Annotated in this window: 17 protein-coding genes and 3 pseudogenes; 4 read left to right on the forward strand and 16 right to left on the reverse strand. The window is 67.4% G+C overall.

Going from position 1 to position 24,327, the window contains the following annotated elements:
* Nucleotides 1-19: 19 nt before the first annotated feature.
* Nucleotides 20-973, reverse strand: coding sequence for a hypothetical protein (locus tag OG617_RS02175; RefSeq protein ID WP_405098230.1), 954 nt, complete (start codon nucleotides 971-973; stop codon nucleotides 20-22).
* 115 nt (nucleotides 974-1,088) lie between these two features.
* On the opposite strand from OG617_RS02175, the gene OG617_RS02180 reads away from it, so the two are divergent.
* The gene (locus OG617_RS02180) at nucleotides 1,089-2,447 is read left to right on the forward strand and encodes an IS4 family transposase (protein ID WP_405104075.1); all 1,359 of its coding nucleotides are present in this window, start codon (nucleotides 1,089-1,091) and stop codon (nucleotides 2,445-2,447) included.
* 94 nt (nucleotides 2,448-2,541) lie between these two features.
* Nucleotides 2,542-3,504 carry a LysR family transcriptional regulator gene (locus OG617_RS02185; protein WP_405098232.1) on the forward strand — a complete coding sequence of 321 codons (963 nt, stop codon included), beginning with the start codon at nucleotides 2,542-2,544 and terminating at the stop codon, nucleotides 3,502-3,504.
* On the opposite strand, the gene OG617_RS02190 is transcribed toward OG617_RS02185, so the two are convergent.
* The 12 genes and pseudogenes from OG617_RS02190 to OG617_RS02245 all read right to left on the reverse strand — a co-directional run bounded on the left by OG617_RS02190 (nucleotide 3,462) and on the right by OG617_RS02245 (nucleotide 13,277).
* Nucleotides 3,462-4,337, reverse strand: a complete 876-nt coding sequence (locus tag OG617_RS02190) for an alpha/beta fold hydrolase (protein ID WP_405098234.1) — start codon at nucleotides 4,335-4,337, stop codon at nucleotides 3,462-3,464. The two genes, OG617_RS02185 and OG617_RS02190, sit on opposite strands and share 43 nt — an antisense overlap.
* 121 nt (nucleotides 4,338-4,458) lie before the next feature.
* Entirely contained in the window at nucleotides 4,459-5,247 is a 789-nt protein-coding gene (locus OG617_RS02195; RefSeq protein WP_405098236.1) for an ATP-binding cassette domain-containing protein, read from the reverse strand.
* Nucleotides 5,244-6,278, reverse strand: a complete 1,035-nt coding sequence (locus tag OG617_RS02200; RefSeq protein ID WP_405098238.1) for an ABC transporter ATP-binding protein — start codon at nucleotides 6,276-6,278, stop codon at nucleotides 5,244-5,246. The genes OG617_RS02195 and OG617_RS02200 overlap by 4 nt, the downstream gene beginning before the upstream one ends.
* Nucleotides 6,271-7,257 (reverse strand): ABC transporter permease, encoded by a 987-nt coding sequence (locus OG617_RS02205; protein WP_405098240.1) that lies wholly within the window; start codon nucleotides 7,255-7,257, stop codon nucleotides 6,271-6,273. The genes OG617_RS02200 and OG617_RS02205 overlap by 8 nt, the downstream gene beginning before the upstream one ends.
* Complete coding sequence (locus tag OG617_RS02210; protein WP_405098242.1) at nucleotides 7,254-8,183, reverse strand: ABC transporter permease; 930 nt, start codon at nucleotides 8,181-8,183, stop codon at nucleotides 7,254-7,256. The genes OG617_RS02205 and OG617_RS02210 overlap by 4 nt, the downstream gene beginning before the upstream one ends.
* Entirely contained in the window at nucleotides 8,170-9,849 is a 1,680-nt protein-coding gene (locus OG617_RS02215; protein WP_405098244.1) for an ABC transporter substrate-binding protein, read from the reverse strand. The genes OG617_RS02210 and OG617_RS02215 overlap by 14 nt, the downstream gene beginning before the upstream one ends.
* Nucleotides 9,850-10,062: 213 nt before the next feature.
* Nucleotides 10,063-10,763, reverse strand: a pseudogene (locus OG617_RS02220) (transposase); the annotation flags it as partial.
* A gap of 199 nt (nucleotides 10,764-10,962) precedes the next feature.
* Nucleotides 10,963-11,628, reverse strand: coding sequence for a dihydrofolate reductase family protein (locus tag OG617_RS02225; protein ID WP_405098246.1), 666 nt, complete (start codon nucleotides 11,626-11,628; stop codon nucleotides 10,963-10,965).
* Complete coding sequence (locus OG617_RS02230; RefSeq protein WP_405098248.1) at nucleotides 11,628-12,134, reverse strand: SRPBCC family protein; 507 nt, start codon at nucleotides 12,132-12,134, stop codon at nucleotides 11,628-11,630. Before OG617_RS02230 ends, OG617_RS02225 begins: the two co-directional genes overlap by 1 nt.
* A 3-nt stretch (nucleotides 12,135-12,137) precedes the next feature.
* Nucleotides 12,138-12,479: an ArsR/SmtB family transcription factor gene (locus tag OG617_RS02235; RefSeq protein WP_405098250.1), complete on the reverse strand. Its 342-nt coding sequence runs from the start codon at nucleotides 12,477-12,479 to the stop codon at nucleotides 12,138-12,140.
* A gap of 31 nt (nucleotides 12,480-12,510) precedes the next feature.
* Nucleotides 12,511-12,936 carry a transposase gene (locus OG617_RS02240; RefSeq protein WP_405098252.1) on the reverse strand — a complete coding sequence of 142 codons (426 nt, stop codon included), beginning with the start codon at nucleotides 12,934-12,936 and terminating at the stop codon, nucleotides 12,511-12,513.
* Entirely contained in the window at nucleotides 12,933-13,277 is a 345-nt protein-coding gene (locus OG617_RS02245) for a transposase (RefSeq protein WP_405098254.1), read from the reverse strand. Before OG617_RS02245 ends, OG617_RS02240 begins: the two co-directional genes overlap by 4 nt.
* Nucleotides 13,278-13,448: 171 nt before the next feature.
* On the opposite strand from OG617_RS02245, the pseudogene OG617_RS02250 reads away from it, so the two are divergent.
* Nucleotides 13,449-13,655 (forward strand): annotated as a pseudogene (locus OG617_RS02250) (hypothetical protein); the annotation flags it as partial.
* A 208-nt stretch (nucleotides 13,656-13,863) separates the two neighbouring features.
* The gene (locus tag OG617_RS02255; RefSeq protein WP_405104076.1) at nucleotides 13,864-14,109 is read left to right on the forward strand and encodes an ATP-binding protein; all 246 of its coding nucleotides are present in this window, start codon (nucleotides 13,864-13,866) and stop codon (nucleotides 14,107-14,109) included.
* Nucleotides 14,110-14,189: 80 nt separating this feature from the next.
* On the opposite strand, the gene OG617_RS02260 is transcribed toward OG617_RS02255, so the two are convergent.
* From OG617_RS02260 to OG617_RS02270, 3 genes and pseudogenes are all read right to left on the reverse strand, one after another.
* The gene (locus OG617_RS02260; RefSeq protein ID WP_405098256.1) at nucleotides 14,190-14,888 is read right to left on the reverse strand and encodes a hypothetical protein; all 699 of its coding nucleotides are present in this window, start codon (nucleotides 14,886-14,888) and stop codon (nucleotides 14,190-14,192) included.
* 34 nt (nucleotides 14,889-14,922) lie between these two features.
* Nucleotides 14,923-15,271 (reverse strand): annotated as a pseudogene (locus tag OG617_RS02265) (transposase); the annotation flags it as partial.
* Nucleotides 15,272-15,599: 328 nt separating this feature from the next.
* A complete protein-coding gene (locus tag OG617_RS02270) occupies nucleotides 15,600-24,176 on the reverse strand; it encodes a DNRLRE domain-containing protein (RefSeq protein WP_405104077.1) in 8,577 nt (2,858 codons plus the stop codon).
* Nucleotides 24,177-24,327: the final 151 nt, after the last annotated feature.

Below are 24,327 nucleotides of genomic sequence, written 5' to 3' on the forward strand. Positions count from 1 at the left end.
TCGGTGGACTCCCGGCCGGTCAGACGTTCACGTGGAAGTGCACCGCGAAGTAGCCGGTGTTCGCCGTGGAGTTGGACGCCTCCACGCCGACCCACCCGTGGAACGTCCCAGTGTCGCCGATCACCTGGAGCTGCGGCTTGCGGTGCGAACCACCGGTGTAGCAGGTGCTCGACGTCAGGCAGGTGCACCAGTGCTCGTAGAAGTTCCGCCGGCCCGCTCCCGCGAGGTAGTAGCGGATCGGGGCGGAGGTCGCGCCGTTCGGGCAGGACGAACAGGTGGCGGTCGGGGGGCTGAGCCAGCTCAGGCAGTTCCCGTTGCATCGGGCGAACGACCGGAGGTCCATCCCGCTGGGGCCGGCGGCACCGGTGCTTCCGCTATAGCCGGCGTACCGGCCGGTGTACTGGGCCAGCGGGATGTTGCTGACCGGCGTGTACGCGTCGTTCGAGGCGGAACTGCCGAAGCCCCAGCCGACGGTGACCCCGTAGTTGGAGCTGACGAAGTCGAGCCGGGCCAGGTCGCTGGCGGGCTGGCTGACCGCCCAGGTTTCCTGGACGCCCCCGCTCCAGGTGATGGTGATGCTGTCACCGGAGTTGGTGTACGTGCCGCCCAGGGACTTCACGACGCCACCGGGCTGGAACCCGGCGGCCGTCCGCACCTCGCAGTCGTGGCCGATGCAGCCGGTCGTCCGGACGCCCGTGCCGGCGGCCCCGACGACGGTGGCCCGGTTCCAGTACCAGAAGCTCTCGGTCACCGTGCCGTCGCCGAAGAAGTAGTAGGTCGCCAGCCGGGCCCAGACCGGACCGGTGGCGGGCGCGCCGGCGGCGGGGATGGCCCCGAGCGCGACGCTGTAGATGCGCCGCCCGCCGGGGTAATCGACCGCCTGCGCGGGCGCCGGCAGGACGACCGCTCCCATGGTCAGCGCCAGCAGCGCGGCGGCGAGATACCGCCAGGTGATCCTCCGTCGACGACCCATACGTCACTCCTTGATATGACCGACCGGCCGACATATCGTATCTGATCGATACCGACCGGATGGTCCCGCGGCGCGGGACGCCCAGGGAAGCCGCGCCGGGTCAGGGGCCGAACGGATCGGGCCGACGTTCCAGGAGTTCGCGCCGGGGCATCTGGGCGAGTTGACCCAGCAGGTGCCGTTCGAAATGGTCGATGCGGTCCTCACTGAGACCGGCCGTATGCAGCGGCGGGTCCGGGATCTGCCGTCACGGGTGGTGATATATCTGCTGCTGGCGGGCTGCCTGTTCGCGCAACTGGGATATCGGCAGGTGTGGCAGCGTCTGATCGCCGGACTGGACGGGCTGCCGGTCGCGGACCCGAGCGAGGCCGCGTTGACCAAGGCACGCAGCCGGGTCGGTCCGGCACCGTTGCGGGCGTTGTTCGACCTGCTGCGCGGACCGGCCGCAACCACTGCGGGGCCGGTCCGCTGGCGAGGGCTACTGGTCTGCGCGATCGACGGCACCACCCTGAGCGTCGCGGACAGCACCGCGAATCTCGCCCGGTTCAGCAAGCAGCGTGGCGGCATCACCGGCGGTTCCAGCTATCCGATGCTGCGCCTGGTGACGATCATGGCCTGCGGCACCTGGTCGATCATCGACGCCGTGTTCGGGCCGATCACGTCCGGGGAGACCACCTACGCCGCCGACCTGCTGGCGAAGCCGCGGCCAGGCGTGCTGATCCTGGCAGACCGCAACTTCGCCGCCGGGCACCTCCTCAAGACCATCACCGGCCAACACGCCCACCTGCTGGTCCGCGCCAAGACCGGCCGGGGCGGGCCGAAACTACCAGTGCTGCACCGCTACCACGACGGCTCCTACCGGTCGGTGTTCGGTGGACAGCCGGTCCGGATCATCGACGCCGAGATCAACATCGCCACCACCACGGGAAAGACCACCAGCGTCTACCGGCTGATCACCAGCCTGCTGGACGTCGACAACTACCCCGCCATCGCCCTGCTGCGGCTCTATCACCAGAGGTGGGAGATCGAAACCGCCTACCTGGAGATCAAGCCCAGCATCCTCGGCGGACGGGTCCTACGCGCCCGAACCCCAGACGGCATCGAACAGGAAATCTACGCCCTGCTGGCCACCTACCAGATCCTGCGCACCGCGATGACCGACGCCACCAACCACGACCCCAGCCTGGACCCCGACCGAGCCAGCTTCACCATCGCCCTGAACGCCGCCCGCGACCAGATCGTGCAGGCCGCCGGAATCATCGCCGACACCGTCATCGACCTCATCGGCACCATCGGCCGCCTCGTCCTGGACAACCTCCTACCCGACCGGCGACTGCGTATCAACGCCCGCACCGTGAAACGAGCGATCTCCAAGTACAACGCCCGCGGCCCGACCATCGACCGACGCACCTACCGTGCCACCATCAGCATAAACGTCCTCGCCGGACCCGTCTTGACAACCAACCCGGAACCTTAACTACCCGGCATTACCGCTAGCATCGGGTCCCCCGGTCCGCCTCGCGAATCCCGCACCGCGACGGACGCTCGGCCGACTCGCGAGGGGAGCCCGCGTGCCCACGATCGACCCCAGACGTCTCCTCATCCTGCGTGCCTTCGTGCTGTCCGACTCGGTCACCGCGACTGCGGCGGCGCTGCACCTGACGCCGTCCGCGGTGTCGCAGCAGCTCGCGGCGCTTGAGCGCGAGGTCGGCCACGTGCTCGTCGTACGCACGGGGCGCAAGCTGGCGCTCACGCCGGCCGGGCGCATCCTCGCCGGGCACGCCGAAGAGATCAGCTCCCGGCTGAAGATCGCCGAGGCCGACCTGGCCGCGCACGCGGGCGGTGTCCTCGGGCAGCTCCGGATCGGCGCCTTTCCCACGGCGATCAGCTGGTTGGTGGCGCCCGCCATCGTCGAGCTGCGCCGCCAGGCACCGGGCGTCGACGTCACGGTCGTCGACGCGGAGGCGCACATGAGCCACCGGATGCTGATGCGCGGCGACATCGACGTGACCGTCAGCCTGGAGTACGAGTCCGACCCCGAACGCGACTCCCCCGACATCGTGAAGTTCCCGCTCTACATCGAGCGGTTCAAGGCCGTCCTCCCCCACAGCCACCCGCTGGCCGGCGAGGAGGGCATCGGGCTCGCCCAGCTCACCGAGGAAGGTTGGATCATGCCCTCGCCCGGTAACCCGTGCCGCATGATGGTGCTGCAGGCGTGCGCCGAGCTCGGCTTCCACCCGCCGATCACACACGTCTCGGACGACTACCGCGCCGCGCTGGCGCTGGTCGCCGCCGAGGCGGGGATCTGCCTGGTGCCGGAGTCCGCGCTCTCCGCCCGCGACGCCGACTGGGTTACGATCCTGCCGACGCGCGGCGTCGCACCGCTGCGCAAGGTGATCATGACGACGCGGCGCGACAACCAGGGCCACCCCGTCGTACGCGCGGGGCTGGAGGCGATGCGGGCCGCAGTCGCCGAGCCGGACTCGGAGATCTACGGCCCGCTCGCGCGGTCCGACACCTTCAGCGTCGAGTGACGGCTCCGGCCAACGGCGCTCTCGCGGAGGAAGGCGTCGACGTGCCGGTGGTACTCGTCCGGCTTGTCGCGGCGCACGCAGTGGTGGGCGCCCTCAATCACGACGACGTCGAAGCCGGGCGCGACGGCCGTGAGGCGCTCACGGGAGTGCTTGTCGACGATGACGTCGCCGGTGCCGGTGACGAGCAGCGCCGGTACGGCGGCCGGGCCGACCGTAATCTGCCGCGCGGTCGGCGTCCAGATCCGGCGCTTCTCGTGGACCCGCTGCTGCATGTAGTCGATGTGGACGGCCTTCATCGCCTCGGCGAGCGGGCGCAGCTCCTGCTCCGCCCAGTGGGGCTTGAGTTCACGCTGCATGTCCATGAGCTCCTCGACCGACGCCGTGTCGGCGTAGTCGAAGGGATCGATGGTGGTCTGCTCGACGCTGAGCCACGGGTTGGGACCGGCCTCCGGCACCCACCACGGCGGGTCCTCGAGCACGACGCCGGCCACGAGGTACGGGGCGTCGGCGGCGACGAAGGCGGCGATCCGCGCGCCCATGGAATGCCCGACGACGAGCGTCTTGCGCCCGGTCTCGTCGAGCATGTCCTTGAGGATGTCGATCGCGTCCTGCACCATCACGTCGGTGGACGGCACGCCCTCGTGCTCGGGCAGGCGGCTGGGTGACTTCCCATGGCCCCGGGCGTCCGGCGCCACGATGTGGTAGTCGCCGCACCAGCGGTCGACGGCGTCGCCGTAGCACGCGCCGGACTCCACGGCGCCGTGCAGGATGAGGATGGCAGGCGCATCTGCTGCGTCCCGCCCGAACTTTCGGACGAACAGGTCGGTTCCCACGTGTCCCCTTTCAGTACTCTGTCGCGTCGGCCTCCGGCCGGCTCACGACGGGGTGGTCGTTCGGTGAGTCATGGTCATGATCGTGGCAGGCCTGGTCGGCATCGCGCAGCGCTCCCGCAGGTCAGGCCGGCAGCTCCGCCTCCGGTGTCGCCTCGACCAGCGCGCGCGTGCAGGAGTGCTGCGGGGAGCGGAAGATCTCGTCGGACGGGCCGGTCTCGACGATGCGGCCGCGCTGCATGACGGCGACGCGGTCGCTGTAGAGCCGGATCACCGCCAAGTCGTGGCTGACGTGGAGGAACGAGATCCCCTGGTCGCGCTGCAGGTCGGCCAGCAGGTTGAGGATCTGGGCACGCACCGACACGTCGAGCGCCGAGGTCGGCTCGTCCGCGATGATCAGGTCCGGCTTGAGGGCGAGCGCGCGCGCCACGGCGACGCGCTGGAGTTGCCCGCCGGACGCCTCGTGCGGATAGCGCCCCAGGTAGTCGGCGTCGAGGCCGACCGACTCCAGCAGCGCGACCAGCTCGGCGGTCGACGTCGTCTCGCCGTGCGCACGGAAGACGTTCGCCAGCGTCTGCCGCACGGTCTGCCGCGGGTTCAGCGACGCCAGCGGGTCCTGGAAGACCATGGCGACGTTGCGCCGCAGCCGCCGCAGTCCTCGCCGACCGAGGCAGGCGACGTCCTGCCCGTCCGTACGGACGGTGCCGGACGTCGGCACCACCAGGCCGTTGGCTATCCGCGCCAGCGTGGACTTGCCCGAGCCGGACTCGCCGACCAGGCCGAGCGCCTCGCCCCGCTCGACGTGTAGCGAGACGCCGTCGACGGCGAGGAAGCCCTTGCGCCCGCGGCCGAAGCCACCGGCGGTGCGGTAGCGCTTGCTGACGTCGGTCATCTCCAGGATCGGCTCGCTCACCGGGCGACCTCCTGCAGTGCGGGTAGACGATCGAGGTGGCAGGCTGCAAGGTGCAGGCCGCCGTCCTCGCTGGTCGGGCGGACGGTGGGCAGCGGTACCTCGACGACACAACGCTCGCCGACCTGGTCCGCGAGGCCGCAGCGCGGCGCGAAGGCGCAACCCGGTCCGGCGTCGCGCAGCGACGTGGGCGCGCCGGGGATGGCGCGGAGCCGGGTCCGCTTCCCTCCAGAGTCGAGCCGAGCGTCCAGCCGCGGCGTGGCAGCACGAAGACCGGCGGTGTACGGGTGGGCGGGCTGATCGAAGATGTCGCGGAGGCTGCCGTACTCGGCCTGGCGCCCGGCGTACAGCACGAGGACGTCGTCCGCCGCGCTCGCCACCACCCCGAAGTCGTGACTGATCAGGAGCATCGCCATGCCGTACTCCTGCTGGAGCTCGCGGAGCAGGGCCAGGATCTGCGCCTGCACCGTCACGTCGAGCGCGGTGGTCGGCTCGTCGGCGATGAGGAGCGCCGGCCGGTTCACCAGGGCCATCGCGATCACCGCGCGTTGCCGCATGCCGCCAGAGAACTCGTGCGGGAAGCGGCGTACGGCGTCCGCGGGCTCGGGGATGCCGACCCGGTCGAGCATCTCGACCGCACGGGCCCGCGCAGCGCGTCGGGTGACCGATGGGTCGTGCAGGCGGACCGCCTGGGCGATGTGCGCGCCGATGTCGAGGTACGGGCTGAGCGCGGACATCGAGTCCTGGAACACCATGGCCACGTCGGAGCCGCGGGCCCGGCGCAGCTCGCGCTCGTCGGCGGAGAGCATCTCCCTGCCAGCGGCGACGATCCGGCCCCGGGCGCTCGCCCCGCGCGGCAGCAGCCGCATAATCGCCCGGCCGGTGATCGTCTTACCCGACCCCGACTCGCCGACCACGGCGAGCGTGCGGCCGCCGTCCAGCCTCATGGACAGGTCCCGGACGACATCGGTGGTGACGCCGCCGCTGGTGAACGAGACAGACAGGTCCTCGACCTGGAGCACGGGGTCACGCACGGCGGATCCTCGGATCGAGAAGCGGCATCAGCAGGTCGACGATCAGGTTGCCGACGATGATGAGGAAGGCGGAGAAGAGCGTCACCCCGACGACGATGCTCAGGTCGGACTCGTTCACGCCGGACAGCAGCAGGTCGCCGAGCCCGTGCAGGCTGAACACCCTCTCCGCGATCACCGACCCGCCCAGGAGAGCGGTGACGTCGAGCGCGAACATCGCCACGACCGGCACCATCACACCGCGGACGGCGTGCCGGTTCACCTGCCGGGTCGACGCGCCGCGCGCGGTCATCGCGACAAGGTGGTCGGCCGAGAGCTCGTTGAGGAGCTGGGTGCGGGTGACCCGGATGTAGCTGGCGGCGAGGATGAACGACAATACCATCCACGGGCCGATCAGGTGCCAGGCCCAGTCCGTCGGTGACTCCGAGAACGACACGAAGCCGGAGTACGGCAGCGCGTTGAGCATGAAGCCGAAGACCTGCACGACGAGTAGACCGACGAGGAAGGTCGGCACCGACAGCCCGAACATCGCGAAGCCGGTCGAGAACCGGTCGACGATCCCGCCCTTGCGTATCGCCGACAACGCCCCGAGGCCGATGCCCACGACGAGGCACAGGACGGCCGCACCGAACGCGAGCGACAACGTGACGGGCAGCCGCTCGGCGATGAGCGTCGTGACGTCGCTGCGGTTCGGGAAGGAGTAGCCGAAGCACGGTGCGTGGCAGTGCACCTGCCGGGCGCCCTCGCCGTAGGTACGGCCGACGAAGAGGCCCTTCACGAACTCGGTGTACTGCCACACCACGCTCTGGTCGGTCTGCATGTAGGCGCTGACCTTGGCCCGGGTCTCGGGCGGGCACGGCTTGCCGCACATGGCGCGGGCCGGGTCCTTCGAGGCCCCGAAGAAGAGGGTGATCGTCACGAAGGCGATCGCGAGGAGCATGAACACCGCGGTGGCCATGCGGCGGGCGATGTAGGCGATCATGCGGCATCCTCCGTGCGCACGTCGAGGACGTCGCGGAGCGCGTCTCCGGCGAGCGTGGCGCCGAATACGATCAGGAACACCACGGCGCCCGGGAAGAGCATGTACCAGACGTCCGCACCGCTGTAGATCCACGGCAGCGAGTCCGAGAGCAGCTTGCCGAGGTCGGGGACGTCGCCACGCAGGCCGACGCCGAGGAACGAGAGTCCTGCGACGACGCTGACGTTGCCGGGCAGCGACATCGCGAACAGGACGACGACCAGGCCGAAGAGGTGCGGCAGCATCTCGCGGCGGATGATCTGCCAGGGCGGAGCCCCAGTCGCGCGCGCCGCCTCGACGAAGGCGCGGGCGTTGATGGCGCCGGCCTGGGCGCCGATGATCCGGGCCGGGACGGTCCAGCCGAAGAAGGCCAGCACCAGCACGAGGACCAGGCCCCGCGGCATCTCCGGCGGCACGATCGCCATGATCGCGATGACGAACATCAGGCCCGGGAAGCCGAACATGAAGTCGATCACCCGCCCCGCAACGGCGTTGAGCCAGCCGCCGAAGTACCCAATCGCCGTACCGAGGACGGCGGCGAAGGCGATCGACAGGATGCTCGCCCCGAACGCGATGAACAGGGACGAGCGGATGCCGTAGACGATCTGGGCGAACAGGTCGACGCCCGTCACCGGGACGACGCCGAGCCAGTGGTCGGCGCTGACGCCACCGAGGGCGCCCAGCGGACGGCCGCCGTCCGGGTCGAGCAGGTTCGTGTGCAAGGTGCTCGGGTCCTGTCCCTCGAGATGCGCGAGCAGCGGGGCGCAGAGCCCCGCGACGAGCGGCACGACCAGCATGACCAGGCCGGCGACGCCGGACGGCTTCCGGAGGAAGCGGCGGAGGACCGACGTATGCCGGCCCTCCGCCTGCTGGATCTCAGTGATCGACACCGACGACCAACTCGTTCGCGAACGGGGGGTAGGCGGGGATGAAGTAGTTCAGGATCTTCGAACCGGCCAGGGCCTGCGTGTGCTGCACGAGGATCGGCACCACGGGGGCGTCCTCCATGATCTGCTTGTCGATCGCGGCCCACATCTTGGCGGCCTTGTCGAGGTCCGGCTCCGAGGTCGCGGCGTCGATCGCGGCGTCCACCTTGGGGTTGGAGTATTGCGAGGCGTTGCCGCCGCCGTTGCCGATCTCGCTGGACGCGAACAGCGGCTGGATGGTGCTCATGCCGCTCGGGAAGTCCGCTCCCCAGCCGTTCGTCGTCATGTCGTAGTTGCCGTCGGCGGACGAGACGAGCTCGTGCCAGGTGTCGCCATCGAGGCCCTTGAGCTCGACCTTGATGCCGACCCGCGCCAGCGAGTTCTTGATGCTCTGGGCTTCCTTCTCCTCGATCGCGCTCACGTCGGTCGGGTAGGTCAGCGTGAGCTTCAGGTTGGAGACGCCGACGCCGGCGAGCAGTTCCTTCGCCTTGTCGACGTTGCCGGTGTCACCACCGTCGTACAGGTTGTACTCGGTGTAGCCGGGGATGCCAGGCGTCATGATGGTCGAGGTGATCTGGCCGCCGAACTTCGGGCCGCCGTACACGCTCTGCAGCTCGGCCTTGTTGATCGCGTAGTTGATCGCCTGCCGCACGCGGACGTCGGAGAGGCCAGGGCGCTTGACGTTCATGGCGAGGTAACGGAAGTAGCCTGACGGGCTGTTGGCCATGCGGTGGGAGATCGACGGGTCGGACTCGATCCGCTGGAACTGCGACGGCGAAATGAGCGCGTTGCTGATCGCGGTCTGATCCTCGCCCTTGTCGTCGATGAGGCGCTGCACGATCGTGTCGTTGTTCAGGCCCATGTCGAGGACGATCTTGTCCGGGCCGGCGAACCGTGCCTGGTCGGTGTCGGCCTTCCAGTTCGGGTTGCGTTCCAGCACCGCCTGCGAGCCCTTGCGGAAGCTCGTCACCTTGTACGGGCCGCTGGCGACCGGGTGCTCGCCGTACGTCTCCGGCTTGGTGTCGGCTGCGGCCGGCACCGGCGCGAAGGCCGGCATGCTGACGATCCACGGCCAGTTGCCGAACGGACGCGTCAGGTGGAAGACGATCTTGTGGTCGTTGACGACCTCGATGGAGTCGAGCTCCTTGCCGTCGTAGGGGCCGTCGTAGTCGGTGCCGCCGACCAACAGCGTCTTGTGGTAGCCGAGGCCACCCTGGAACATCGGCGCGAACGACCGCTCGATGCCGTACTTCACGTCCTGCGCGGTGATCGGGCTGCCGTCGGAGAACTTCAGGCCCTCCTGCAGCGTGAAGGTCCACGTCTTGCCGCCGTCGTCCGTCGAACCGGTGTTGGTGGCGAGGTCCGGCACGAGGGTCGTGTCCTTGTCCGGGAACGTCTGCCACGACGTCAGCCCACGGTGCACCCACCGCAGCCGACTGGTCGGCACCATCTGCGCGCTGGCGCTCTCAAAGGACTCGGTCGCGCGCCGCGAGAGGTAGTGCAGGGTCCCGCCCTGGGGCACGGACTCGAGCGCCGTCGTGTTCTTGCCCTTCGTCGACTCGGTGGACTGCGAGTTCGCGTTGCAGCCCGCCATCACGAGGGCTAGGACGAGCACGAGCCCTGCGGGCACCACTCTCCGGGATCGATTCGCCATAGATCGCGCTTCCTGTGAGGCGGTCCCGATCGGTCCGGTCCGCGGCTTGGATCTCAGGAAGGCAGTCTGTTGGCGGGCGAGAGCGCGCGTCCATCGAGGAGTTCTGCAGGGAACCTTTCAGAAAATCTGAAAGATCGCGGAGATCCGCGCGCGACGTGGAATCTGTCAAGGTTTTTGGACACCGAGTTGTCAGTTGCTCTGTAGTTGGGTGGGCTCGCTGGGTGGGTTGATCCAGGCCACGGTCGGCAGTTTGGGTGGTTCGGAGCGCCGGCTAAACCGCTCGGGGTTGCGGGCGAAGGCGGCGGCGAGGACCTCCACGCGGTCGGCGCGGATCTTCTCGGCGGTTGCAAAGCGGATGGATGCGGGGGTGTGCAGACCGAGCCCGGAGTGGTAGTGCTCGTGGTTGTAGTAGTCGAAGAACTGCTTGCAGAACGCGCGGGCGTGGTCGAAGTGGTCGGGGAAGGCGGGGCAGTACTTGAGAGTCTTGAGCGCCGCCTCGCTGTAGGGGTTGTCGTTGCTCACGTGGGGCCGGGAATGGCTGCGGACCACGTCCAGGTCGATGAGTAGTTGGGCGACGGATTTGCTGGTCATGGACGTGCCCCGGTCGGCGTGCACCACCCGCATCTTGCCATAGGTCCGTATCATATCGTCGATGAACTCGGTGGCCAATTCGGCGGTCTCGGTCTCGGCGAGCATCCAGCCGACGACGGAGCCGCTGAAGATGCCGATCATCACGTACAGGTCGTAGTACACGCCGCGTAGTGGTCCCCGCAGCTTGGTGATGTCCCAGCTGTAGACCTCGCCGGGGGCGTGGGCGACCAGTTCGGGCTTGACCTTCGGCGGGTGGGTGGGGCCTGGCGTCGGCGCTCGCGCGACTCGCCTGTGGCGCGGTGAGGTAGGCCCAGGGGTCGCCACGCGCTACCACCCGCCCAAGGAGCACGTCGGCAACAACGAACGTGCGCTCATGCCGATGAGGTCTGCTACCTCTGTGTTGCCAAAGCGGCTATTCGCAGTTGGCCGTGGTGGCCTGCTGATTCAAGCGTGTGCGCCGTGGGTGCTCGGGTCGCTATTGGTGGAGTGGTGGCGCGACTATCGTGGGTGCACGGCGTAGGTCAGGTGCGTCACCCGCGACGACGGCTCGGAACGGACCGGCTCCAGCGCGACCCTGGACGCGTCCACGCCGTCGAATAGGCGGGTGCCGGCGCCGAACAGCACGGGTGAGAGCGCGATCGAGAACTCGTCGACCAGGCCGGCGTTCAGGTGCTCCAGGATCGTCTCGCTGCCGCCTGCGATCCGGACGTCCCGGTCGCCGGCGACCTCGCGGGCCTGGCCCAGCGCGCTGTGGATGCCGTCGTTGACGAAGTGGAAGGTGGTCCCGCCCGGCCGTTCCCAGGGGTCGCGCTGCTGGTGGGTGACGACGAACACGGGGGTGTGGAAGGGCGCCTCCTCCGGCCATGCCTGCTCGCCGAGGTCGAACATGCGCTTGCCCATGACGCTCGCGCCGGTACGCTCGAACGTCTCCCGGACGATGTCGTTGTCGCGCCCTTCCTCGCCGCCTTCGCCCAGGTTGAGGTTCTCCCGGAAGAACCGCTGCGGGAAGATCCACGCCTGTAGTTCCATCCACTGCGCCATCCAGCGCTCCAGCCTCGGGTCCTGCTCCCGCTGCTCGGGCGTGGCGAGAATGCCTTCCATTGACTCGGGCGCGCTGAAGCCGTCCAGCGACATCGACACGCTGAAGAACACCTTCCCGGCCATCAGCGGCCCTCCTTCTTCTGGGCGATCTCGGCGACGTAGGCCGCCAGGTTGCTCAGCGTCTGCTCGCCGCCCTCGATCGCGTGGTACTCCTCCGCGGCCTGGTCGCGCAGTTGTTTGGTGAGGAAGACCGTGCGCATCACGATCCGGGTCGCGGTGCCGTGCGGCGCGAAGGCCAGGGTCGACTCGAAGGCGTTCGGGTCGTCGCGGGACTCACCGTGCAGCAGCGCGATCCGCTCCGGTGGGACGATCTCGGTCCAGGTGATCCACTCGGAGTAGTCGGTCCCGTCCGGCCCGTGCATCACGAAGTCCCAGACTCCGCCCTCGCGGAACTCGAAGGACCGCGTGGTGGTGGTGAACCCCTCCGGACCCCACCACCGCGACAGGTGCCGGACTTGCGTGAACGCCTCGAACACCAGCTCCCGCGGGGCGTCGATAATCCGGGAGATCACGATCTCCCGGTCGGCCGTCGCCGGCTCCGCCCGCGTTTCTTGCCCTGCCCCTGCCATCGGTCATTCCTCCTGCCGTGTCTGCTTGAGGTCCTGCACGTAGGTATCCAGCCGGTCGAGACTCTCGTTCCAGAACCGCTCGAATCCGCCGACCCACTCGTGGACCGGCCGCAGCCCCCGGGCATCCAGGCCGTAGAGGCGCTGCTTGCCCGCCCCGCGGACCCGCACCAGCCCCACCTCCCGGAGCACCCGCAGGTGCTTGGACGCCCGCGGCTGGCTCATCCCCAACTCCTGAGCCAGGTCGGTCACCGGCCGCTCACCCGCCCGCAGCAGCGCCAGGATGTCCCGGCGCTGCGGCTCGGCGATCGCGTTGAACGCGTCCGACGTCGTCGCTGCTCGTGCCACGGCAGCCATCATATTCCCATAATGGAATACGTCAAGCCGGTTGGGAATCGGGTGAGTCTTGTCGGATGACGATTGCAGGCTGTTCGCAGTTCGCCGCGGCGGCCTGCTGATTCAAGCGTGTGCGCCGCCGGCGTGTCTGCCGGTGGCTGCGTAGCCGGATACGGCGCTGGTAGTGGTGGTTGCGGTAGCCCCGTCCGGTGCGCTTGATGTGCTTGATGCCGGTGTTCGCGGCCTCGGTCCGGGCGTTCGTGACTCTGGTTTCGATGAAGGTCTCGATCTCGTCCCACCAGTCGTTGATGGTCTCCCACAGCCGCCAGGTCTCGGGCATGTCGGCGGCAAGCACCGTGATGCCGAGCTGGCCGCGGGCGGTGTCCGCGGCGTCGAGGTCGGTGCACGCGAGCAGCATCCGGACGCATCCCTTGACGCCCCAGGCGGCCGATCTCGCCGGTGGCGTCATCGTGAGCGAAGACGCGGTCGAGGCGGTGCACGGCACGTTCGGACAGCCGGTCCCCGGCACGGAGCAGCAGCATGCGGTGGGCCCAGGCGAGTGTCGTCCTTGCGGCCCCGATGGCCCTTGGTCTCCTGCGCGACGCGTTGGCGGACCTTGGTGACCATCAGGTTCGCGAGCCGCACCAGGTGCCAGTGGTCGACGCTGATCCGCGCTGCGGGGAGGGCGGTCTCGAGGGCGGACCGGAACGTCGCGGAGGGGTCGATCGCGACGACCTCGATCCGGTCCCGCCAGGCCGGGGTGCGGGCGTCGAGCCAGCCCCGGATGCCGGTGCTGTTGCGGCCGTCCACGATAGATCAGCGCGAATACCATGACCACGACGGTGCCTTAAGCTCACAAAGCCCAGCTCACAGCAGGTGCGACAGGTATTGGCACCGTACAGGCATCCTGCACGAGTACGAGAACGCCGCCTGACCTACCCGGATGGGATTTTCGGCAGGTACAAGGCCCGCAACCTCACCATGGACCTCGGCGAGCATGCCGGCCGGTTCCGGTTCCTCATCCGCGACCGCGACGCCAAGCACACCACCGCCTTCGACCACGTCTTCGCCGCCGAAGGCATCACCGTGGTCAAGACCCCACCCCGCACCCCGCGAGCGAACTGCTTCATCGAACGCTGGGGCCGCAGCCTCCGCCAGGAATGCACCGACCAGATGCTGATCTACAACGAACGCCACGCACAGGCCGTGATCGACGAGTATGTCGACCACTTCAACAACCACCGACCACCAAGGACGGCGGCATTCCGGCATGCTGCACACCGCATCCAGCGCCGGCTGCGCCGCGCCCGCTTCGACCACACTACGACCCTGAAGGAGTTCAACTTCCACGCCAGCCCGAAGCTGCCCGCCACGCAGATTCGCGACCTGGCCGGCCCTGCGCTGGCTCCAAGCAGGCGAGTCAGTCATCCTGCACGGACCCGTCGGCGTCGGGAAAACCCACGTCGCACAAGCCCTTGGCCACCTCGCCGTCCGCCGCGGCGCCGACGTCCGCTTCACAAGACCAGCCGCGCCCTGGCCGACCTCGCTGGCGGCCACGCCGGCCGCACCTGGCCCCGCCGCCTCGCCGAACTCACCCGACCCGCACTGCTCATCCTCGACGACTTCGCCATGCGCGAGCTAACCGCCCAACAAGCCGACGACCTCTACGAGCTGATCTCCGAACGGGCCCACGCCGGCCGGTCGCTGATCGCCACCGATCGATCAACTGGTCCCGAGTGCCGATGAGATCTCGAGCAAGTCGGCAGGTGAATGCGCGGCTGGCCCTTCAGGGTTACGCCGACTGTACCGGCCATCACAGACGAGAGCACCATTGACGTGCGGCCGCCAGTGCGGCCACCTCTCTGGCTGCCGGAGCATGTATGCGGCGAGGTCACCGGCCCCCGACCGTGCGCCGCAACTCGTCAACGCGGCGGTCACCGTCGCCATTGCCTCCGCCGGCAGATCCGCGTCTCCGAACGCGGGTAGCAGTAGCAGTAGCCGGGCATGCGGATCGACGATCCCGTATGGCGCTCCCGGCCAGCTTGCCGCGGTGACGAGCTCTGGCCAGCTCAGCCCCGGGCGAAATTCGTGCCCTCCCACGTTCGCCAGATCCACCTTGTACTTCTGGCCGGATCGGCACAGGACATATTCCGTGCAATTTTCGTTGGGTTCGTTCCAGTAGACCATATCGATCTCGTATCCGTCACGTAGTGCAAGCCGAAACGCTGGCCACGCGTCAGGGTCGGTTAGGTGGTCGAAATATTCGAAACAATCCTCTACATCAACCTCGAAAGCCGCGGCGACCAGCGTATCGCGGTGGGGCGCCATCGTGGCGGCCAAGTAGGTCGGCCAGAAGAGCGGGTTATTCAGCAGCGGTGCGCCATCGATCAACGGGAATTCCTCGTAACCAGCAATCATCACGTCCTAGATCATGCCACTTCGCCCTGGATCACAAAAGCCTGCTCGCCACGTTCTCCGCGCGTCTGGTGGATACCCCGAGCAGGTAGGAGGTGGCAACGATCCAGACCAGGGCCTGCTCGGCCCGTCGGCGGCCCGTCAGCAGCCAGTCCGGGAAGTAGTTGCGGAGCGCAGTCTCGGAGTTGCCAGGTCGATCGTGCCGGCGCGGGTGTCCCACTGCCGCATCCGGTAGCCGTTGCGGGAGTTGACCCGCTCGTCGCTGCGCTGCCCGTAGGCCGCGACGAGATCGCGTCCGCTTCGGCGGGCATCAAGGCCTGCGCGAACGCCTTGACCATTGCCTGAAACACGTCCGGCGATGCGCCCTCGATCTGCTCACAGCAGCTCAACGGGGTTCACAGTCTGAAATGCGGCCATCGCGTTTGCTCTCCTTCTCTGACTTGGTCGTCTGGAAGGACACGCGATGGCCGCCTCCTATCTCCGCAACAGGCTCATAACGGGTAAAACGTGCACTACGTCCGTGGACGCAACCGCGACTTGCGACTACTACTTCCTCTCTACTCGCGACCAACTTCTCTGCTCGTCTGGACTTGTGCGCAGCCACCACGCATGCGAACGGTGCCACACTGTCGTATCGATGTGGCACCGTTCGCCGCTACAGGGACTCAAGCCGTGCAGCGTTTCTTGCCCCGGCTACCGATGGGGCTGCCGACGCGGTTACGGTACGGGTGCTGGTGCGGGGTTGGGCACTGATGGACCCGCAGGAGCTGTAGATGCGGGAGGTGACATCCAGGGCATGAAGGGCCGCCAGAAGGCGCGGTGCTTCGTGGTGCCCCTCGACCTGGAGGCATACTTACCACCAAGCTGCATCCTAGGCCCCAGCTCGGCATTGCAGATATACATGCAGACGCTACGGTTCGCGCCGCCCTCGACGATCACCTCGCCGTCGCTCAGGCTATCGATAATATTCTCCTCGGCATGTATCCCTTCACCCGAATTCTTGACGTACTCGATTGCGATCTCGTCTCCGTAAACTGCCCGAATCTTTTCCTCCCAGCCTTCCGGCATTACGTCTTCACCGGGATCCGGTTGCGCAGCCGAAACCTTGATCTTGTACGTATTCGTTTCCGAGTCCCACACCTTGACCACGGCCGTGGTTCCGTTTTTGGCCAACCATTTTCTCCTCGTGCCGTTTAGCTCCTCCGCGAGTTTGGCCGCCTGCTCGGCCCCCTCCTCAGTGCCGGCGATTCCGGCCTGGTCCGCCTTGTCATCGGCGGACAGGTCGCCCCCGTCAATGTTCGCCAACAGCCACGCGATGCCCACCACGGCCGCGCCCCCGGCGATCCACGGCGCAGCCGCGGCTGCAGCGGCACCAACAGCAGCAGCGGCACCAGCGGCTGCAGCTGCAGCGACTGCAGCACCAACGGCTGGGCCGATGGGGACGACCGTATGTCCGTCGATCTCCACCATGCTGATCGGGTTACCGCCGCCGAAGGCATATCGGTTGCCGGTCCAGGGGTTGAGGCCGAGTTTCATATCGGAGAGCGCGCCGTTGTAGTTGTCGCGGGTGAGGAACCGGTTCAGGCCTGGGCTGTAATTCCGGAAGCCCATGTCGTAGGACTGTGAGTTCTGGTCCCAGCGTTTGGCGTTGAACCGGTAGGCGTTGTACACCTCCTTGGTCGGGTCGGCCGCGTCTGGCTTGTCGATGCCGGTGAACTGGGCGTCGTCGTTCTTGCCGTACGCGGTGTATCCGTAGGTAGCCTTGGTGTCGCCGGTGTCGTCGGTCAGTTGTTCGACGTCGGCGTGCTGGTCGTACCCGTAGTAGGCCTTCTCCTCCGTGCCGTCGTCCTTGTGGGTGACCTGGGATAGGCGCTGTCCCCACGGTGAATACTGGTACGACTTGGTGAGCTTGCCGGCGACCTCCTCATCTAGGACCTCGATGGAGAGCCCAAGGTAGTTGAAGGTGGTGGTCTTCTCCTTGCTGCTACCGGCGTCGGTGGTCTTGGTGGTGGTCCGGTCCAGCGGGTCGTACGTGTACTTGGTCGTAGAGGTGCTGGTGCCGTTGTTCTTGCGGTTCTCGATGACGTGGTCGAAGCCGTCGTAGAAGTTGCGCTCGATAACCGTGCCGGCCGCGGTGACGGTGTCGAGGCGGCCGAACGGATCGTAGTTGTACGACGCGGTCGCGCCTCCCGTGCTGGCGGTGAGGAGTCGGTTCCGGTCGTAGTTGAACGTCGTCGTGGTGCCCTTGATGGTCTGGTTGATGACGTTGTTGTTGGCGTCGTGGATGTAGGTTTCGGTGCCCGCGCCGTCCCCGGTCTTGGTCAACGCGGCGAGGCGGTCGCGGGGGTCGTAGGTATAGTCGCTGGTGGTGTTGAGGTACGCCGAGTGGTTGTCGGCGTTCATCTTCTTGGCGATGTCACGGGTGCGGTTGCCGTTGAGGTCGTAGGTGTAGGTGTGGTCCGACACGAGCGTCCCGTTGGGCTTTTTCTCCGCCTGGGTGTTCAGCAGTCCGTCGAGGTGGTAGGTGTAGTCGACGGTGTTGCCGTTGCCCTTGACCTCCTTCAGCTTTTCGCCGCGGTCGGTGTAGGTGAAGGTGGTGGTCTTCTTGCCGGGGTCGGTGGCGGACTTGCCGTTGATGACCGTGGATACCAGGTCACGCGGGTCGTAGCTGTAGCTGGCGTACTGCTTGTCGTGGGTGTTGGTCAGCGGTGCGCTGTTCTCGTTGTATGTGAACGTGGTGGTGTTGGTGGCCGTCCCGGACTTGCTTTCGCTGACCGTCTGTACCTGGTTGAGGTCGGTGTAGTCGACCGAGTAGGTGTCCACCCGGGCGCCGGGGGAGGCGTCGGTGATGGTGGTCAGGTTGCCGTTGGGGTCGTAGCGGTAGCTGTAGTCGTGCTTCTCGTTGTCGACGTCGGTCGAGTTGTCGCGGACGAGTTTGATCGCGTCGGCTACCACGGTTCCGGTGGCCTGGTCGGACAGCGACACATTGTGGGTGTTGCCTTCGGTGAAGCTGTAGGATCCGAGCCTGACCCAGGCGCCGGCGTTGGTGCTCTGGTTGACCGTCTTGGTCGTGTCGCCGTTGCCGTGGCTGATCGTGTATGTGGCGTCGGTGGCCGCGCCGGTGACCTGGGGGTACTGCGCGAACACCTCGTACGTGCCGGATTGCGGCACGTTCAGCTGCCAGGTGAAGGTGTTCGTGCCGGTGCCCGCCGGCGCGGTGGCGTAGTTGGTGCCGTACTTGCCGGTGGCCGTGTTGGCCGTGGTCCAGGTCCCGGTGGCGGTGGTGTTGTTGAAGTCGGAGTTGTCGACCAGCACGACCTGTTTCCCGACCGGGACGCCGTCGTCCGAGCGGGACTTCAGCTTGCCGTCGGGGAAGTAGGACCAGGTCATGGTGCGGTTCGACGATCCGCCGGCCGAGGTGACCGTGCGGGTGGTCTGGGCGCCGAGCTCGTTGTAGTCGTACGAGGTGACGATGTCCCACGGATCCGACGACGACTTCGTCCACCCGTTGTCGTAGTAGGTGTAGGTGGTGTCGTTGCGCACCGACTCGCCCGACGACGGAGGCGCGGACTGGGTGGTCAGGCGGCCGACCGCGTCGTAGGTGTAGGTGGTGACGTCCGCGCTGGTGTAGCGGGTGTCGTCCTTGTCGTACGCGGTACGGGTCTCCTTGACCCGGTTGAGCTTGTCGTAGATAGTGACCGTGGCGAAGTCGTCCGGGTCGTCGGTGGTTGCGACACCCCGTGGGCTGACCACCTTGGTCTGGTTGCCGACCTGGTCGTACTTGTACTGGTTGACGCGGTATGTGATGGTGCCCGCGTCGTTCTTGTGCGGCACCTTCACCTGCGTCGGCTTCCCCCGAGGGTCGAGGGTGACCTCGGTGGTGGTGCCCACCTGGTCGGTGGTGGCCGTGACCAGACCGTCGCGGTCGTAGGTGCTGCGGGTGAACTTGCCGAGCGCGTCGATGGACTTGGTAACCCGGTGCGCGAGGTCATACTCCATCTTGCGGGTGTAGTCGGCGGTGTCCGTGGTGGCGTTCTTGCGCGGGTCGACCACGGTGACCACGTTGCCGACGTTGTCGTACTCGTAGGTGATCTTCTGGCTCTGGGCGTTGGTGACGCTGACGAGCTGGTAGATCGCGTCGTAGGCGGTGGTGGTGGTGTAGTCCCCGACCGTGCTGGTCAGGTTGCCCTTCGGCTCGGTGGCGGTGAGCAGGTTGCCGACCTTGTCGTAAGTGAAGGACGTCTTCCGCTCCAGGTCACCCGCCACGTCCACCGGCGCCGTCATGTAGAGCACTTGATCGGCCTCGTCGTACGAGGCGGTCGAGGTGGCTCCGTTCGGCGCGTACGACTCGTAGACGTTGTCGTTGGCGTCGTACTTGGGGGCCGGGGTGGTGATCCACTTGTTGGCGGTCTGGTCAACGGCCACCTTGTTCTCCAGCGGACGTCCGAATGTGTCGTACGTCTGGGTGGTGTCGTGGTCGAGCGCGTCGGTGGCCTTGAGGACCTGGCCGCGTTCGTCGTATGCGAACGTCGTCTGGCTGTTCTCGGCGTCGGTAATGGTGTTCGGGTAGCCGTTGGGGTCGAAGTCGCTGTTGGTGGTGGTGTTGCCGTTGGCGTCGGTGGCCGTCAGCAGTTGACCCCACTCGTCGTAGGTGTAGGAGGTCTTGTAGTCATCCGCGGCCGGGGTGGTGTTGCCGACCGGGTCGATGACCCAGGACAGGTCGCCGTCGGGTTCGTAGCCGAAGGTCCACTTCCGGCCCTGCGTGCTGGTCTTCTCGGTCAGGTCGGCGATGTGGCCGTTGAGCTGCCGCTGGTAGGTCAGGGCCGTGCCCGGCCAGCTGTTGCGGACCGTCTCGGCGTCCTTGATCTCGGTCGGGTAGCCGGTCTTCTGGTCGTACGCCCAGGTGGAGACGGCCCCGTTGGCCTCCTCCAGCCGTTCGACGTTGTGGTCGCTGTCCCAGCCGAGCTTGGTGACCTCGTTCTTGGCGTTGGTGGTCTGCGTGGGCCGGCCGTAGCCGTCCATCTGGTACTGGGTGGCGTGGTTCTCCGCGTCTGTGACCGTGGTGTGGATGGTGCTGCCCTGCGGGCCGTCCGGGTCGACGTAGGCGAACTGGGTGAGGTGGTCGAGCCGGTCGGTGTACGACTTGGTGGTCCAGTGCCACTTTGGGTCGTCGCCGGTCTGCGGGTAGTTGTATGTCAGGTCGGTGGCGTTGCCGCGCGGGTCGGTGACCTTGACGAGCTTGACGTTCTTGTTCCCCTGCGTCATGTCGTAGCGGAACTTGAACACCTTCGGTTCACCCATCGGCCCGGTGGAGCCGGCGCCGTCGACGAGTTCACCGAGCAGGCCCTTGTCGGTGTAGGTGAAGGTGAGCTTCCGCCCGGAGATGTCGGTGATCTGCGAGACGTGGTCGATGATCTTCGGGTTGGTCAGGTTCGACGCGGACTGGCGGGTCCAGGCGGTGTCGTCGATGTACTCGTACGTCTGGCCCTTGGCGTAGTAGTCGACCGTGAGGGTCTGCCGGCCGGCCGCGTCGGTCAGGTAGCGCAGGAACTTGGTGGGCTTGTTGTTGGACTTGCGCTCTTCGTACGTGAAGCGCATCTCGTTGCCGTTGTTGTCCACCACCGTGGACAGGTAGCCCTCGCAGTCGTAGAAGAACTCCGTGCGGTCCGGCTTGGTCAGCCGCCACGCCCGGGATTCCTCGGTGTTGGGCTTGCAGTCAAGCTCGGTCACCTTCTGCAGGTACAGGTGCACACCCGCCGGGCTCTTCCACTCGCTGGTGGCCGCGTCCCAGGTGAACTTGTGGCTGGTGCCGTCACCATCGGTCAGCGTGACCGTGGTCGGGTTCGGGTTCGGATGGAAGTCCAGCGGTGTGCCGAGCCGCATCAGTGAGCTGGCCTGCAGCGACCACCCGTATCCGGCGACGGTGTCGCTGGTGTCCAGGGAGTTGTAGGCCAGGCGTACGAACGTGGAAAGGCCGCGGGACGGGTTGGTGAGCGCGTTGTACGACCAGACGGTGTTTCCGGCGTACAGGTTGTTCATCAGGGTGCCGCCGGCGCCGGTGTTCTTCCCCGCATAGGAGTAGTACTTCTCCAGACCGAGCTGGTCGGAGGTGGCCTCCTCCACGGTCACGTTCTGGCTCAGGCCGGGGATGCCGTCGGACTCGGACAGCCACTTGCCGGTGGTCTTGTTGTACAGCTGCCAGGTAAGCACGTAGTCGGTGCGCTTGTTGCCGTCCGTCGACTGGTTCGGCGCCTTGAACGGGGCGTCGATCGTGACCGTGTCACCCGGGACGACGTTCTTCGGCAACGCGGTCTGCAACGCCGGGCTGGCGTTGACCGGGGAGCCGTCCGGCGCCGTCCACGCGTACGACAGCACCCAGTCCGCGGCCTGCCACGCCGCCGCGGTCGTGTTCGACACGGTGACAGCGACGGTCTGCTGGTCGTTGGGCAGCACCCGGGCCGGGGTGTACGGGACGTAGTAAGTCGACTCGGAGGTCTTTTCGAGGTAGCTGACGGCGAGCCTGGGTCGCAGCATGTCCTCGGTGCCCTCGGTCGCCAGCAGCGTTGTGCGCTCGGTGTTGGCGGCCTCGTCGCGCATCTTCAGCAGGAAGCCGTGGTTGCTGCTCGGGTTGGCCAGCCATTCGCGGATGGTGGCGGTGGTGGTCCAGCGGCCGAACTCCGGGTTGGTGTTCGCGCCGTCGAAGCCACTCTCCGCCACGGGGTCGAAGTCCCCACCCGGGGTCGTCCACGCGGTGGTGGCGTTGGCGTTGTTCCACGTCGCGGCCTTTGGTTCGAAGTCGCGGTTCAGCTTGTGGACGTCGATCCACCCGCTGGTGGCCCCGCTGTGGCCGGTGACCCACAGCTGCAGCTGCGCGTCCACCACCATCGCGGTCGCCGGGATGCCGCTGATGGTCGGGAACTTCACCAGCGCGCGGGTGTCGCCGTAGGTCGGGGAGTTGTTCCCGACCCCCAGGTACGGATCACCGTCGAAGACGTTCAGATTGTTGTTCGGCTTGGCCACTGACAGGGTCGTGTCGAGGGAGTCGCCCTGGAAGATCCGGGTCACGCGGCCGGCCTTCGGCAGCCGCGCCCCCTCCGTGGGTGCGGGAATGAGTGTGCCATCGCGGGTCTTCACCGCGACCATGTAGTAGTAGTAGCGGCCGAACGGGTCCGGGTCATCCGCCGCGGTCGGTTCGGCGCTGGTGTCGGTGTACGTGGTGACCTGCGCATCCACCGGGGCGACCAGGTTATCGGCCGACGGGGTGAAGTGCTGCTTCAGGCTGCGGTGCACCTGGTATTGGATCTTGTCACCATCGGGGTCGCCGCTCGGGTTGGTGTAGGCGCTCCAGGTCAGCTGCGCGCCCGTGGAGTAGACCGTCGTCGGCGGGGCCAGGGTCACCCCGGGCCGGCCCCAGGTCAGCAGCAGCTTCGGGTGGTTGTCCTGCTGCCCCTTGGCCATGTACGCGTACTCGGCCGCCTCGTAGCGCGGGCCGCCCCGCGCCAGCGGCGCCTCGTCGACGGCCTTGAGCATGAACCCGTGGTTGGTGGTCGGGGCGTCGAGCCAGGACTGCACGGTGGTGCGCACGCCGAAGGTGTGCCACCTGCTGGAAGCGTTCCGCAGCTTGGTGTCGACGGCGGTACGGATCAGCCGCACCGCGTCGGCGACGACGGCCTTCGAGGCGTCCGACACGTCCCCCAGCACGATCTTCTGACCGGCGGCGGAGGCGCCGAAGTTGTGTGTGCCGAGGGTCTTCCACACCCCGCCGCTGCCCAACCGCTGATCCACCTGGTAGGTGCTCGTTTGACCGTTGCTGTAGTGGACGGTGTAGGGCACCGTGGTGCGGTCGCTGCCTGCGACGTAATGCACCTGGACCAGGTAGTCCCCGGACACCGGGATGCTGGGCACCCACGTGAAGGTGTCACCGGTGGTGGTGTCCCGGTTGATCCGCAGGCTGCCCCCGATCGCACCGGCGTCAGCGGACGACGGCCACGACCCGGCCGTTGTCACCTTCGGGGTGTCGGCGTCGTCGACCTGGTCGCCGTTGTTCGGCTCCGCCGCGGCGAAGTTCCCACTCATCGACGTCCACGTCGCTGTGGTCTCGTCCCACGGCTGGGTGACTTGGCGCGCCTCGACGGCCACGTCGTAGTCGGACGTGGTGTGGGTCTGGTCGTAGTACACCTTCAACTGCGCCGAGTCCAACGCCGTGCCCGCCGGCACCGACGACAGCGGGAACTTCAGCAACGACCGGTAGACGTGGGAGGCGTCGGTGCCGACCGACAGCGGCCAGCCGCTGCCCACCGTGTCCGGATCACCCGAGTACAGCTCGACGTCCTGCGCCTCGCCCGGGTTCGGCTGGATCTTGATCGTGGGGTCGATCACCACCGGGTACACCCGTGCCGGATTCCGCAACCAGCGCCCGTCGGCCTGCACGGTGATCGTGGTCTGGCCGTACATCTGCTGCACCCGCTGGGTGACCTGGTCGCTCCACACCTTCCCGTGCGGCGAGCCCGCGTCGTCCTTGCTGTCGTACATGAACGGCGGCGGCATCACGAACACCGGGGATCCGCCGTCGGCGCGCACGAACGCGATCGACCCGTCCGTGCGCTGCTGCGCGGTCAGGCCCGCCGTGTCGAGGGTGAACGTGTACGACACCGGACCGTCCGGCCGCTGCCGCAGGACGATTTTTTCCTTCAACGCTGTCGACGTCACGTCGTACACCAGGTCCGCGTTGTCGCCCAGACCTGGGTAGGTGACCGTCGAGCCGGACACCTTTGGCGTGAGCGTCCTGTCCGCGCCCGTCAACCCCAGCTCGATGCTGCGGCCGCCGGCCTCGAAGCGCACCAGGTCCCGCGAGTCGTCACCGAAGAGGCTGGTGAAGGTGTTCGTGCGGTTGCCCTGCACGTACCCCTTCTCACTCGTCGGACGCACGGTGGTGTCGATGGGCTGCAACCGGCCCTTCGCGTCCTTGTAGTGCACCGGCACCGCGGAGATCTCCGCCTGGGTCCGGCCGTCGGACATCAGATACACCCGGCTGGTCGCCGTCCGCTTGTCCGTCAGCTCCCGCACCCGCTTGTGCGGCGGCCGCACCTTGGGCTCCGCCGGCTTCTTCAGCGCCGCCGGGGCCGCGCTCGCCGCCTCGGGCTTCGTCCGGCCTGATCCCCCGCCGACCAGATCCCGCGCGGCCTCGCCGAGTCGGGACAGCAGACCGCCATCGTCGTTGTGTGCGGCGGCCTGGTCGCTGCGGTCGGTATCGCGGCCCGGTAGGACCGTCGTTCCGCCCAGCGTGGCCACCATGGTCACCACTAGCCCCCCGATCAGAAGGCCTCGTGATCGCCCCTTCATTGTCACCCTCCGCGCTGTTGGAGACACGATGGGTGCATGCTAAAGATCGTCGATATACGCAGAGCTATATTCCACATACACTCCGGCCCTGACCCTGGGGTGA

The sequence above is a fragment of the Micromonospora sp. NBC_01412 genome (assembly GCF_045040215.1).
GTDB classification, from domain to species: domain Bacteria; phylum Actinomycetota; class Actinomycetes; order Mycobacteriales; family Micromonosporaceae; genus Micromonospora; species Micromonospora rubida.

Coding starts and splice junctions, on each gene's coding strand:
- OG617_RS02175 (WP_405098230.1), bottom strand. CDS start 973: ATGGGTCGTCGACGGAGGATCACCTGGCGGTATCTCGCCGCCGCGCTG.
- OG617_RS02205 (WP_405098240.1), bottom strand. CDS start 7,257: ATGATCGCCTACATCGCCCGCCGCATGGCCACCGCGGTGTTCATGCTC.
- OG617_RS02225 (WP_405098246.1), bottom strand. CDS start 11,628: ATGGCCGGGAAGGTGTTCTTCAGCGTGTCGATGTCGCTGGACGGCTTC.
- OG617_RS02230 (WP_405098248.1), bottom strand. CDS start 12,134: ATGGCAGGGGCAGGGCAAGAAACGCGGGCGGAGCCGGCGACGGCCGAC.
- OG617_RS02240 (WP_405098252.1), bottom strand. CDS start 12,936: ATGACGCCACCGGCGAGATCGGCCGCCTGGGGCGTCAAGGGATGCGTC.
- OG617_RS02270 (WP_405104077.1), bottom strand. CDS start 24,176: ATGGTGGCCACGCTGGGCGGAACGACGGTCCTACCGGGCCGCGATACC.